General features: G+C 35.3%; 15 protein-coding genes. All 15 read left to right on the top strand.

Going from position 1 to position 12684, the window contains the following annotated elements; translation table 11 throughout:
- Window positions 1-10 precede the first annotated feature (10 nt).
- Window positions 11-1048, top strand: a complete 1038-nt coding sequence (locus CS937_RS10300; RefSeq protein WP_099158370.1) for an NAD(P)H-dependent glycerol-3-phosphate dehydrogenase — start codon at window positions 11-13, stop codon at window positions 1046-1048.
- A gap of 72 nt (window positions 1049-1120) precedes the next feature.
- A complete protein-coding gene (locus CS937_RS10295) occupies window positions 1121-1381 on the top strand; it encodes a stage VI sporulation protein F (RefSeq protein WP_099158369.1) in 261 nt (86 codons plus the stop codon).
- A 277-nt stretch (window positions 1382-1658) separates the two neighbouring features.
- Window positions 1659-1856: a DUF2768 domain-containing protein gene (locus CS937_RS10290; protein ID WP_099158368.1), complete on the top strand. Its 198-nt coding sequence runs from the start codon at window positions 1659-1661 to the stop codon at window positions 1854-1856.
- 60 nt (window positions 1857-1916) lie between these two features.
- A complete protein-coding gene (locus CS937_RS10285; RefSeq protein WP_099158854.1) occupies window positions 1917-2603 on the top strand; it encodes a hypothetical protein in 687 nt (228 codons plus the stop codon).
- 304 nt (window positions 2604-2907) lie between these two features.
- Window positions 2908-4386: a stage IV sporulation protein A gene (spoIVA, locus tag CS937_RS10280; protein ID WP_099158367.1), complete on the top strand. Its 1479-nt coding sequence runs from the start codon at window positions 2908-2910 to the stop codon at window positions 4384-4386.
- A gap of 349 nt (window positions 4387-4735) precedes the next feature.
- Window positions 4736-5008: an HU family DNA-binding protein gene (locus CS937_RS10275; RefSeq protein WP_099158366.1), complete on the top strand. Its 273-nt coding sequence runs from the start codon at window positions 4736-4738 to the stop codon at window positions 5006-5008.
- 113 nt (window positions 5009-5121) lie between these two features.
- The gene (gene mtrB / locus CS937_RS10270; RefSeq protein WP_099158365.1) at window positions 5122-5352 is read left to right on the top strand and encodes a trp RNA-binding attenuation protein MtrB; all 231 of its coding nucleotides are present in this window, start codon (window positions 5122-5124) and stop codon (window positions 5350-5352) included.
- 114 nt (window positions 5353-5466) lie between these two features.
- Window positions 5467-6270 carry a heptaprenyl diphosphate synthase component 1 gene (locus tag CS937_RS10265; RefSeq protein WP_099158364.1) on the top strand — a complete coding sequence of 268 codons (804 nt, stop codon included), beginning with the start codon at window positions 5467-5469 and terminating at the stop codon, window positions 6268-6270.
- A gap of 3 nt (window positions 6271-6273) precedes the next feature.
- Window positions 6274-6978, top strand: a complete 705-nt coding sequence (locus CS937_RS10260) for a demethylmenaquinone methyltransferase (RefSeq protein ID WP_099158363.1) — start codon at window positions 6274-6276, stop codon at window positions 6976-6978.
- A gap of 43 nt (window positions 6979-7021) precedes the next feature.
- On the top strand, window positions 7022-7993 hold the full coding sequence (hepT, locus tag CS937_RS10255) for a heptaprenyl diphosphate synthase component II (protein WP_099158362.1): 972 nt from the start codon (window positions 7022-7024) through the stop codon (window positions 7991-7993).
- A 613-nt stretch (window positions 7994-8606) separates the two neighbouring features.
- Window positions 8607-9053 (top strand): nucleoside-diphosphate kinase, encoded by a 447-nt coding sequence (ndk, locus tag CS937_RS10250; protein ID WP_099158361.1) that lies wholly within the window; start codon window positions 8607-8609, stop codon window positions 9051-9053.
- A gap of 58 nt (window positions 9054-9111) precedes the next feature.
- Window positions 9112-9885 (top strand): CheR family methyltransferase, encoded by a 774-nt coding sequence (locus tag CS937_RS10245; protein ID WP_099158360.1) that lies wholly within the window; start codon window positions 9112-9114, stop codon window positions 9883-9885.
- 186 nt (window positions 9886-10071) lie between these two features.
- Window positions 10072-11238, top strand: a complete 1167-nt coding sequence (gene aroC / locus CS937_RS10240; protein ID WP_099158359.1) for a chorismate synthase — start codon at window positions 10072-10074, stop codon at window positions 11236-11238.
- Window positions 11238-12314, top strand: coding sequence for a 3-dehydroquinate synthase (gene aroB, locus CS937_RS10235; RefSeq protein WP_099158358.1), 1077 nt, complete (start codon window positions 11238-11240; stop codon window positions 12312-12314). The genes aroC and aroB overlap by 1 nt, the downstream gene beginning before the upstream one ends.
- Window positions 12311-12682 carry a chorismate mutase gene (gene aroH, locus CS937_RS10230; protein ID WP_099158357.1) on the top strand — a complete coding sequence of 124 codons (372 nt, stop codon included), beginning with the start codon at window positions 12311-12313 and terminating at the stop codon, window positions 12680-12682. Before aroB ends, aroH begins: the two co-directional genes overlap by 4 nt.
- Window positions 12683-12684 lie beyond the last annotated feature (2 nt).

The raw sequence follows: 12684 nt of genomic DNA, 5'->3' as shown, positions 1-12684 counted from the left end.
GGAGACATTCTTGGCTAAAGTAGCAGTACTAGGGGCTGGTAGTTGGGGGACAGCTTTAAGCATCGTGTTAGCTGATAACAATCATGATGTCAGACTGTGGACCCACAGACAAGACCAAGCTGAAATTATTAACACTACACATAAAAATGAGAAGTACTTAGAAATAATGATCCCTGAAAAAATTAAGGCTTATCACGACCTAGAAGAGGCGGTACAAGATGTTTCTGCCATTGTAATTGCAGTTCCAACAAAAGCGATACGTGAAGTATCTCAGCAGCTGAATGAGATTCTTCATCACAACGTAACAATCATCCATGCTTCAAAGGGGATCGAGCCAGAGTCATTAAAACGAGTATCAGAAATGATTAGTGAAGAAATGACTGAATTCAAATATGATGATATTGTTGTTCTTTCTGGCCCAAGCCATGCTGAAGAAGTAGGAAAGAGACAACCGACAACGGTAACAGTTTCATCGTTAAATGATTCCAACGCAGAAGTTGCTCAGGACCTGTTTATCAATGAATCGTTTCGCGTTTATACGAGTCCCGATGTAGTTGGTGTTGAACTCGGTGGAGCGCTTAAAAACATCATTGCGTTGGGTGCTGGAATATCTGACGGCTTAGGCTATGGTGATAATGCCAAAGCAGCACTTATAACGCGTGGATTGGCAGAAATAGCAAGATTAGGCACATCACTAGGTGCAAATCCACTTACATTTTTAGGATTACCAGGTGTAGGTGATCTAATTGTAACCTGTACGAGTGTGCATAGTAGAAACTGGCGTGCTGGAAATTTATTAGGTAAAGGTAATAAGCTGGATCAAGTTTTAGACCAAATGGGAATGGTTGTTGAAGGAGTAAGAACGGCTAAAGCAGCCTATCAATTCGCATCCCAACAAGGAATTGAAATGCCAATAACAAATGGTATCTATAAGATTTTGTTTGAAGAGGCAAAACCAAAAGATGTTGTTGATCAGTTAATGAACAGAACGAAACGTGAGGAAATGGATGATATAGCGACCTTGCTTACGGAAAGATATTCACAATAGGCCTATCGAACTCACTTAATTCGCCGTCTTGCATATAATATTGTTGACTTAACAATGCAAGGAGGCGAGCCTGTGAGCGGTTTTCAAAAAAAAGCTTTTGACAAAATTCAACAAAATGCAAATATTGACCCCAGTGAAATTTATAAGGTAGCAGATTCTGTTAAAAATGCTGATTTTTCCGATGAAAAAACAGTAAGAAAACTAGTACGGCAATTAGCAAGAATGGCAAATAAACCAATTTCAAAAGAAAAAGAAGATAAAATTGTTCAGTCTATTGCAAAAAACAACATGCCTGTAGATATGCAATCGTTGAATAAACTTTTTAAAAAGTAATTTGAACTGGGCAAGTGAGGATACAAAAACGTATCAGCTCGCATAATATAAATCGCACAAGCATTCATGGAGAGAGTTGTAGTGGGTGTTATTTAGTCAAAATCGAGGTGGAGATGGCCCCCTCCATCTCGGTTTTTATTTTTTGTGTAAAAAATCAAATTAATAGGAATGACTTTACCTTTAATGACAATTAAAGGTTTTTTGATGCTACGACTATTTTCGATATGATATAATACGTTGTGCAAATATAAGGCGTTATTTATTAGGGGTGAGATAGATGTCACAGTCAATGCTAAAAATGTGGATTTCATTTGCAGGTATTATACTTTTGTTAGTGGCTATTGGTTTAATACTACTTAGCAGACATAAACTACATGGGTGGTTTGCAGGAATTGTATCGTTGCTTGCATATATTTGTTTGATCATTGGTAGTATTATTATCTTTTATATTGTCTTTAGTGGACCGACTATGTAAAAGTTTAGGAGGCATTTTATGAATCATACATATATTAAAGGTATAGGCGTTTTGTTACTTATGGTTTTGTTAAGTGGCTGTCTTTATCCAGATAATGAGTTAGCTAAGAACCAAGTACCCAATGAAGCACAGTTAGAATTAGTACAAACAGCTGTTGATAATTATCGTGAAGATAACAGTGGACTAGTACCTATCAAAACAAAACCAATGAATACTCCTATCTTCCAAAAGTATTTAATTGATTTCACTACATTAAAAGAAGGCCACCAACTGGCAGAAATACCAGGTAATGCATATGAAAATGGTGGTGTTTATCAGTATACTTTAATTACACCTGAGGACAATCCACGCGTGAAATTAATTGATTTACGAATTACGGAGGCAATACGTGAGGTAAGCGTGAAATTACAGATTTATCGTAATAAACATCTTTATCCACCGTTTGGGGATCAAATAGAGAAAGGTATTTATAAAATAAAATATAAAGAGTTAGGTTTAGAAAATGAACCATATGTAGTTAGTCCGTATTCCGGTGATAACTTGCCAATTATCATGACTACAGATGGTGAACTATATGTTGATTATCGAAATGATCTTTATGATGCTTTAAAGGAATATGATCATAACTATAAAGAAGGTGATGATATTCGGTATCTACTAGCCGAAAATACGCCATTCGTACCCGCTTATTCATTACCGTATACAGTCCATGATGGAGAGCCGATAATTTTGAATAAAGATAAATAAATATATCATAATAAATCCCTTGTAACATATATTGGTTGCAAGGGATTATTTGTATGCTTTTTTAATACCTATTCTATGAGCAAAACAGTCTGGATAACAAATTAGTATGCTTCACGGTCCTTTCTGAATGTACATCACAGCAAAATTATACCAGTAATTCCTAGTAAGTCTAAAATATTCATCTTTTTTAAATCTTTACACACATTTAAGTCATATTTTGATAGGACAACATCATAGACTTGTAATGTCAATTATTCGTAGTTTGTTCAACACTATTTGGTAAAGGAGATCGGGAGGGGATCGTTTGGAGAGAATTGATATTTTTAAAGATATTTCGAAACGGACGAATGGAGATATTTATTTAGGGATTGTGGGTGCCGTTCGGACCGGTAAATCAACTTTTATTAAGAAGTTTATGGAATTAGTTGTTTTACCTGATATTGAAGATGAAAGTGATCGGTCTAGGGCACTAGATGAACTACCGCAAAGCGCAGCTGGAAAAACAATTATGACAACTGAGCCTAAATTTGTTCCAAATCAAGCGGTGAAGGTTAATGTTGACGAAGGTCTCGATGTAAATGTTCGACTTGTTGATTGTGTCGGCTACGCCGTTGAAGGGGCAAAAGGATTTGAAGATGAAAATGGCCCAAGAATGATTCATACACCATGGTATGAAGAACCAATTCCATTTCACGACGCTGCCGAAATCGGAACTCGTAAAGTGATCCAGGAACATTCAACAATTGGTGTAGTGGTAACAACTGATGGAACATTTGGTGAGATACCTCGCAATGATTATGTTGATGCTGAATCAAAAGTCGTTGAAGAGCTGAAAGAAGTCGGAAAGCCTTTTATCATGGTTGTCAATTCAGTGCGACCAACGAGTCAGGAAACGGAATTATTACGGCAGGATTTGTCCGAGAAATATGACATACCGGTTCTTGCAATGAGTATTGAATCAATGACAGAACACGACGTACACAATGTATTACGTGAAGCATTATATGAGTTTCCTGTACTAGAGGTCAATGTTAATCTCCCTAGCTGGGTAATGGTACTGAATGAAGATCACTGGTTACGGAAGAATTATCAAGAAGCAATTCAAACTACGGTAAAGGACATCAAAAGACTAAGGGACGTAGATCAGATTGTAGGGCATTTTGCAGACTATGACTATATTGATAGGGCAAACCTGGCTGGAATGGAAATGGGTGAAGGGGTTGCAGAGATTGATTTACATGCACCAGATCACTTATACGATCAAATATTAAAAGAAATTGTTGGAGAAGAAATACGTGGTAAAGATCATTTATTAGAACTTATGCAGGATTTCGCACATGCTAAACGAGAATATGATCAAGTTTCAGGTGCCCTGCAAATGGTGAAACAAACCGGATATGGAATTGCTGCCCCTTCTTTAGAGGATATGGAGTTAGATGAGCCAGAAATTATAAGGCAAGGTTCAAGATTCGGTGTTAGACTTAAAGCAGTTGCACCTTCTATTCATATGATTAAAGTTGAGGTAGAATCTGAATTTGCTCCAATTATTGGAACAGAAAAACAAAGTGAAGAATTGGTACGATACCTCATGCAAGATTTTGAAGAGGATCCATTATCAATTTGGGAATCTGACATTTTCGGTAGGTCCTTAAGTTCAATAGTGCGGGAAGGGATTCAAGCAAAAATTGCTCTAATGCCAGAGAACGCCAGATATAAATTAAAGGATACCCTTGAACGAATTATTAATGAAGGGTCAGGCGGTTTAATCGCCATTATTTTATAGCAGCCGATCAGAGCTGCTATTTTTTTGTCTTTTTTTATAAATTTTTTATTAACAGCAGGAAAATGCAAATTTATGTCGTATATATATTAGTGAAACAAGGTATATTGGACGAGATGATTTTATTCCATTAAATGTAAATTCTGTATAAAATTATAGCTAAAATTCAATTTAAAAATAAAAAATATGAACTTATTGTTGAATTTTGTAGCAATCTCGGTTAATATAAGCCTTGTCATCCTTGAAAAAGATGGCATATAAGTATAATTGATGGCAAATTGGTTAACAAATGAAATTAAATTAGTTATTTGTTCCAATGTCGATTGAAATTTTTTGGGAGGAGGTGAATGTCATGAATAAAACAGACTTAGTTAATGCAGTTGCTGAAAAAGGTGAACTTTCTAAGAAGGATGCTACAAAAGCTGTAGATGCAGTTTTTGAATCTGTCATGGATTCACTTAAAAATGGTGAAAAAGTGCAACTAATTGGATTCGGGAATTTTGAAGTACGTGAGCGTTCAGCTCGTAAAGGTCGTAATCCACAAACTGGAGAAGAGATCGAAATTCCTGCTAGCAAAGTCCCTGCATTTAAACCAGGGAAAGCCCTAAAAGAAAGCGTAAAATAATAGTTTTACATAGGGCGAAAAAGGGTGCGTATTCACGCGCCCTTTTTCTTTTTGAATTGACACATTAGTTGTAATAAGCGATAGTATAAGAAACATACTGTAGGAGGATCCGAATGGACGAATCAAATACAAAATTTAAATCTGATTTCTTTGTAATTAAAGCGCTGGAAGATGGAGTTAATGTAATAGGGTTGACTAGAGGTTCGGATACCAGGTTTCATCACTCAGAAAAATTGGATAAGGATGAAGTTATGATTGCGCAGTTTACTGAGCATACTTCCGCAGTAAAGGTAAGAGGAAAAGCCATTATTCAAACAAGTCATGGTCAAATTGATAATAATTAGGAAAACCAAGAAAATGATTATTCATTCTGATCAAATATGTTCATCTGCTTATGATTTGCACAAAACTTATGCTATAATGTCAGATAGAATTGCGTAATGGGAGAAAGGGCTTAGGTGATTACTGTGCAAACCTCTAGTTTAGAACTTGAAAATCTTAAACGATCCATCGAGAAAACAATCCATCACACATATCTAGAGAAGTATTTACAGAAGCCAGTTATAGATGAGGGAAAGCTGTTTTTATTAGCCTCTATTGTTACTAATACACCGTTAACAGCATCAGAAAAACAGCAATATATTATAACCACGATGTTAGTTCAAATAGCTTTAGATACACATGACTTAGTTGCCAAAAAAACAGCAATTGATGAAAGTAAGGCATTAAAAAAGAAAAGACAACTAACTGTTTTAGCAGGGGACTATTATAGTGGCCTCTATTATTTACTTCTTTCAGAGATTGAGGATTATCAAATGATTCATGTGCTTGCGTCCGCAATCAAGGAAATTAACGAATATAAAATGCAAATATACTACAGAGAAGTAGATTCTTTTCCAGAGTACATTGATTTAATTAAAAAGGTTGAATCATTATTGATTTTACGTGTGGCAGACCATGTTCAAGCAACTGCAGTAAAATCTATAACAGAAGATTGGTTGTTAACTAGTAAATTATTACAGGAGAAAAGACTGTTTCAGAATAAGGATAGCTCTCCATTATTTGATATTTGGCTAGGACAATCAAAATCCAATACATATACAAGTATGGTAACTAACGTTGAAGCAATTATTCAAGAAAATTTATCATCCATGGAAAAGGAAGTGTCAAAACTACCTCTCCATCTATCAAATCTGAAATCACATGTTACAAATAAGATAAATCAATTTTTATATAAAGATCTAAACGTGGAAGAAGGGTAATCGATGCACGAGCAATCCAAAGAGGAACGTGTCCATCATGTTTTTGAAAAAATATATAATAACTATGATTCCATGAATTCCATCATATCTTTCCAGAGACATAAAGCATGGCGTAAAGATGTTATGAGACGAATGGAAGTAGAAAAAGGGACTAAAGCACTTGATGTTTGTTGCGGAACCGGCGATTGGTCAATTTCACTGGCAGAAGCTATTGGATCTGAGGGGGAAGTGATTGGGCTCGATTTCAGTCAGAATATGCTCTCGGTTGCGAATGAGAAACATCAACATCTTAACATGAAACAGCTTAGCTTTATTCACGGCAATGCAATGGAACTTCCGTTTGATGATAACTCGTTTGATTATGTAACAATTGGTTTTGGATTACGCAATGTTCCAGATTACATGACTGTGTTAAAAGAAATGTATCGGGTAGTTAAGCCTCATGGAAAAGTTGTTTGTCTAGAGACCTCTCAACCTACGATGATTGGCTTTAGACAAGGCTATTACTTTTATTTCCGTTATATAATGCCTCTCATCGGTAGAATGTTAGCTAAAAGCTATAAAGAATACGCATGGTTACACGAATCAGCCAAAAGCTTCCCAGACAAGAAAGAACTTAAGCAAATGTTCTTAAATGCTGGTTTTTCTCATGTACAAGTGAAAAGCTATACTGGCGGTGTTGCTGCAATGCATATGGGATATAAATAGTAAGAATAATACAAAATAGTAAGAGAATTAAAAGGTGACATGCATGAAAATAGCTAAAACATATGGATATTTAAAAAAAGATTTAGATTTAATTGAAGAGGCTTTAATGAAAGTAATTCAAGCTGAACATCCTGTTTTACGAGAAGCATCTACACAATTGTTGCGTGCAGGTGGAAAAAGAATCCGACCTGTTTTTGTTTTGCTATCTGGTCAATTTGGTGACTTTAACATTGAACGTATAAAAACAGTTGCTGTCTCACTTGAATTAATTCACATGGCATCACTTGTACATGATGATGTAATAGATGATGCAGCATTACGACGAGGAAAACCAACAATAAAACAGCTTTATGATAATCGTGTTGCAATGTATACAGGGGATTATATTTTAGCTAGATCTTTAGAGAGTATTACAAAGCTGCAAAAACCGTCTGCACACAAAGTGTTATCTAAAACAATTGTGGAAGTCTGTGTTGGAGAGTTTGAGCAAATTAAGGATAAGTATGTATGGGATCAGCAGCTACGAGATTATTTGCGTAGAATTAAGCGAAAAACGGCATTGTTGATTGCGACAAGTTGCAAATTAGGCGCGATTGCAGCTGATGTGCCTGAAACATTAGCAAATAAACTGTATAAATATGGATATTTCATTGGAATGTCTTATCAAATAATTGATGATATTTTAGATTTTACGTCATCGGCTAATGTACTCGGTAAACCTGCCGGAAACGATTTACTTCAAGGGAATATAACCTTACCAGTATTATTTGCTATGGAAGATTCGACGTTTAACCAGTTGTTAAGAGATACGTTCGCAAACCCTGATGATGTTGCGGAAAAGGACATGAACAATCTTTTAAGTGTTTTACATAAAACAAATGCAATTGAATGCTCTTATAAAATTAGTAATTTATATTTAGAAAAAGCCTTAAAGATGCTAGATCAGCTTCCAAATATTAAAGCAAAGCATACATTACAGGACATTGCAAAATATATCGGGAAAAGACGTTCATAATATTAGGCTCTTTTTGCTAGCTTGTTGTTATTTTTAGAATGTAACATAAGCGCTGTAGTAATTTCGTAATTTATATTGTTTTCTGCCTCGCAGACGGTATACACTCCGCATTTCGGGGTGACTGATGAGCCTCCTCGTCTACAAATTCCGGGGTCTCACCGATGCCTCTCATCTCCCCAGGAGTCTACGAGTATACGGGCTGCTAGTAAGAAAATAAATGCTTATCTATTTCTTATAAATGAAATCAGATGAATAAAAGCACAACGAAAGTGATGGAAATTTACATTGACCTCGCTCCAATCACTGAAATTAAGTGATGGATGTTACGGAATTATAGACGCTCGACCTTGGCGTAGTGTATTTCTGTAGTGGTAGCAGGGCACCGACTATTCCTCCAACTAGGAGATAAAGTAAAGCAAAAATGAAGAACGTAAGCAAATTCGTGTTAGACTTATCGTAAGAAGACTTCGGTCCGCTCACGTGGCCATTGAGAAATGGTATCAAAAGTTACATAGTCATATTTCTTACGGGTATATTGTTATTTATGCCAAAGTTTGATAAAATTTTTATCGGCTGTAATATTAGTACAAACATACATAGAAGAGGTGTAGAAATGGAAAAAACATTTTTAATGGTAAAACCAGACGGGGTTCAACGCAATTTGATTGGAGACATTGTTAATCGCTTTGAAAAGAAAGGTTTTAAACTTGTTGGAGCAAAATTAATGAGTATTTCAAACGAATTAGCAGAAAATCATTATGGCGAGCATAAAGAACGCCCATTCTTCGGTGAATTAGTTGATTTCATCACATCTGGACCTGTTTTCGCAATGGTTTGGGAAGGCGAAAACGTAATTGCTACAGCACGTGATATGATGGGTAAAACAAATCCACAAGAAGCTGCATCCGGTACGGTTCGCGGTGACTATGGTATGACTGTTGGAAAAAATATTATTCATGGTTCAGATTCGAGTGAAAGTGCTGAAAGAGAAATTGGTTTGTTCTTCAATGAAAGCGAATTAGTTTCTTATTCTAAACAAGACAGCAGCTGGATCTATTAAGCAAATAAACCTCCGTTTTTTTAACGGGGGTTTTCCTATAACAAAGAGGAGTAATGAAATGTCAGCGGATTACATAGATTTTATTTCCCATATAAAAAGAAAACTGGGAATTGATTTAACGTTGTATAAAGAAGCTCAAATGAAAAGGCGTCTTACATCTTTAAGAAATAAACGTGGTTTTTCTACGTTTAATGACTATGCTCAAGTTTTAGACAAAGATGAAGTTTTGTTACAAGAATTTGTTGATCGTCTTACTATTAATGTTTCAGAGTTTTATCGGAACCCTAAAAGATGGCACGTTTTACAAGACAAAATTTTACCTGCTTTACTAAACAAATCGACTAATCTAACTGTCTGGAGTGCTGCATGTTCAACGGGAGAAGAACCATATAGTATCGCAATTATGTTAAGAGAGCATTTTCCACATGTTAATTTACGCATTATTGCAACAGATATAGATGGTAAAGTATTAGAAAAAGCAAAACGTGGTATTTATCAGAAACAAGCATTAAAAGAACTCCCATTTGAATTGAAGGAAAAATATTTTCGTTGTGAACATGGATTGTATTATATTGATAATCGAATTAAACAAATGGTGACATTTAAAAAACATAATTTATTGGTCGATCGTTATCCAAGAAATGTGGATTTAATAGTTTGTCGAAATGTATTAATTTATTTTACTGATCAAGCAAAAGAAATCATCTATGAACGTTTCAGTGATGCGTTGGTAGAAAAAGGGGTTTTATTTGTAGGTAGTACGGAACAAATATTTAGTCCTAATCAATATCATTTTAGTTTACTGGATACATTTTTCTACACAAAAGAATGAATATTAAATACTCTTAGCAAACATTGCCGAGAGTATTTTTGTATTGTTTAAAAAAATTGCATAAATAATTATCTCGATTTATAATTACAAATTATACATTAAATTCGAAATAATTTTTTTGAATTTTAACTATAAACGACTGTGATATGGTATAGTAATACAAATTACGGAGATGGAGGAATTTAAATGCGCTACTTAACTGCAGGAGAGTCTCATGGAAAACAATTAACAACAATTATCGAGGGTATTCCTTCAAACATGCAAATAGTTAAAGAAGATATTAATGCTTCATTACTTCGTAGGCAAAAAGGGCATGGACGTGGTAAACGAATGCAAATTGAAAAGGATTTAGTTGAAATCACGAGTGGTATACGACATGGTTATACAATAGGATCACCTATTTCCTTAGTTATACATAATGATGACTTTAAACATTGGTTAGATGTGATGGGTGAAGACCCTATAGAAGAAGATACGAAAATTAGGAGAACTGTATCACGACCAAGACCTGGTCACGCTGATCTGAATGGTGCTTTAAAATATGGTCATCGTGATATGCGTAACGTTTTAGAGCGTTCTTCAGCAAGAGAAACAGCTGCACGAGTAGCAGCAGGAGCCGTTGCGAAGACGATGCTTAAACAGTTAGGAATTGAAGTAACAGCCTATGTAAAAGAAATAGCTGGTATTAGAGCAAGTGAGGATAGTTCTTTATCTATAGAGGACCGCAAAATGATAGCAGAGGAATCACCTGTACGGACACTTGATAAAAGCGTTGAAAAATCTATGATGGATGCGATTGATAAAGCAAAAAAAGATGGGGACTCAATCGGTGGTGTTGTAGAGGTTTATGTCGAGGGAATGCCTGCTGGTGTTGGTTCTTATGTACACTATGATCGAAAGCTTGACAGCAGAATTGCAGGTAGCGTTATAAGTATCAATGCTTTTAAAGGTGTAGAGTTTGGTATTGGATTTGAAGCAGCGAGAAAAAATGGTAGCCAAGTGCACGATGAAATTGCTTGGAACGAAGAGGATGGATATTATCGAAAAACAAATCGTTTAGGCGGTTTTGAGGGGGGAATGACAACTGGAATGCCTATCGTTGTAAAGGGTGTTATGAAGCCAATCCCGACATTATATAAACCATTACAGAGTATTGACATTGAAACCAAGGAACCTTTTAATGCTAGTGTCGAAAGATCTGATTCCTGTGCTGTACCAGCGGCTTCTGTTGTTATGGAGCATGTCGTTGCGTTTGAATTAGCACGGGCGATAACAGAACAATTTCCAAGTGATCAATTTCCTACTTTACAAAAAGCTGTAGCAGATTATCGCGAAGAAATAAGGTGCTTTTAGTGGAGAAAATAACAATCAATACGAGTACACATCCATACAACATTTATACCGGTGAAAATATTAGATTTAATATTAAGGGCTTTTTACCTAAAGAATATTCCTCTATTTTAATCATTTCAGATGAAACGGTAAGTAAGTTGTATTTGAAAGATGTAAAAAGCAATTTTTCTGTAAATGAACAGGTTTTTTATTCTGTCATTCCATCGGGTGAAAGTTCTAAAAATATAAATACGTATTACCAGCTTCAAACAGAAGCGATTAACTTTGGCCTGGATAGACAATCACTTATTATTGCACTAGGTGGTGGAGTTATAGGGGATATTGCCGGTTTTGTAGCGTCTACCTACATGCGCGGAATAGATTATATACAAATGCCAACTACTATTTTAGCTCATGACAGTAGTGTAGGTGGAAAAGTAGCGATTAATCATGATTTAGGTAAAAATATGATTGGCAGTTTTTATCCACCTGTTGCAGTTGTTTATGATATACAGACATTGAAATCATTAGATGAAAAAGAAATACGGTCCGGGTATGCTGAATTAATAAAAGAAGCATTTATAGCAGATGGTGACTTTTTACAAGTGTTATTAAATACAAATTTACAAGCGATAACTACTGAACAATTAGAAAAACACTTGCAAACCGGAATTAAAATCAAAGCTTCTATCGTTGAAAATGATGAAAAAGAGACTGGGATTCGTAAATATTTAAATTTTGGCCACACACTTGGTCATGCATTAGAAGCAGAAAAAGGATACGGAACGCTAACCCATGGAGAAGCAGTTGCAATTGGCACGTTATTTGCTTTAAGGGTAAGTGAATCTTTTTTTTCTATTAATCTTCCATACGATGCATTTTATCATTGGTTGCGAAATAATCTTTACCCTTTACAATTAGACAATTTAAACACAGATAAGATTATAAAGAAGATGAAATCAGATAAAAAAACCGTAAATAAAAAAATACAAATGGTTGTGCTGCGAAAGCTTGCAGATCCAACAGTTGTCGAAATAAATGATCATGAGCTTACACAGTTACTGGACAATTTTATTAGAGAGTTGGTGGTTAGTTGATACGTGGAGTAAGAGGGGCTACGACGGTTACAGAAAATGATGAACTGCAAATTCTTTCAAACACGAAATCACTTGTTGAAGAGATGGTTAAGAATAATAAAGTTAAAGTGGAATCAATCTCCCATGTATTTATTTCCGTCACAAAAGATCTGAATGCAGGGTTTCCTGCAAAATCATTAAGGCAAATTCAGGGCTGGAAGTATGTACCTGTAATGTGTATGACAGAAATTGATGTTCCTAACAGTCTTAAGAATTGTATAAGAGTTATGATGGTTGTAAATACAGATGTTGCCCAATCACAAATAAAACATGTATTTCATAATGAAGCAATTCGTTTACGACCAGACCTAAATAAGGCAGGCGAATAACA

Origin of the sequence: Virgibacillus ndiopensis, assembly GCF_900187325.1 — a bacterium.
Classification (GTDB): Bacteria; Bacillota; Bacilli; order Bacillales; family Amphibacillaceae; genus Virgibacillus_E; species Virgibacillus_E ndiopensis.
This window is presented reverse-complemented; position numbering and strand designations above follow the sequence as displayed.

Coding starts and splice junctions, on each gene's coding strand:
- CS937_RS10290 (WP_099158368.1), top strand. CDS start 1,659: ATGTCACAGTCAATGCTAAAAATGTGGATTTCATTTGCAGGTATTATA.
- CS937_RS10285 (WP_099158854.1), top strand. CDS start 1,917: ATGGTTTTGTTAAGTGGCTGTCTTTATCCAGATAATGAGTTAGCTAAG.
- CS937_RS10275 (WP_099158366.1), top strand. CDS start 4,736: ATGAATAAAACAGACTTAGTTAATGCAGTTGCTGAAAAAGGTGAACTT.
- mtrB (WP_099158365.1), top strand. CDS start 5,122: ATGGACGAATCAAATACAAAATTTAAATCTGATTTCTTTGTAATTAAA.
- CS937_RS10260 (WP_099158363.1), top strand. CDS start 6,274: ATGCACGAGCAATCCAAAGAGGAACGTGTCCATCATGTTTTTGAAAAA.
- hepT (WP_099158362.1), top strand. CDS start 7,022: ATGAAAATAGCTAAAACATATGGATATTTAAAAAAAGATTTAGATTTA.
- ndk (WP_099158361.1), top strand. CDS start 8,607: ATGGAAAAAACATTTTTAATGGTAAAACCAGACGGGGTTCAACGCAAT.
- CS937_RS10245 (WP_099158360.1), top strand. CDS start 9,112: ATGTCAGCGGATTACATAGATTTTATTTCCCATATAAAAAGAAAACTG.
- aroC (WP_099158359.1), top strand. CDS start 10,072: ATGCGCTACTTAACTGCAGGAGAGTCTCATGGAAAACAATTAACAACA.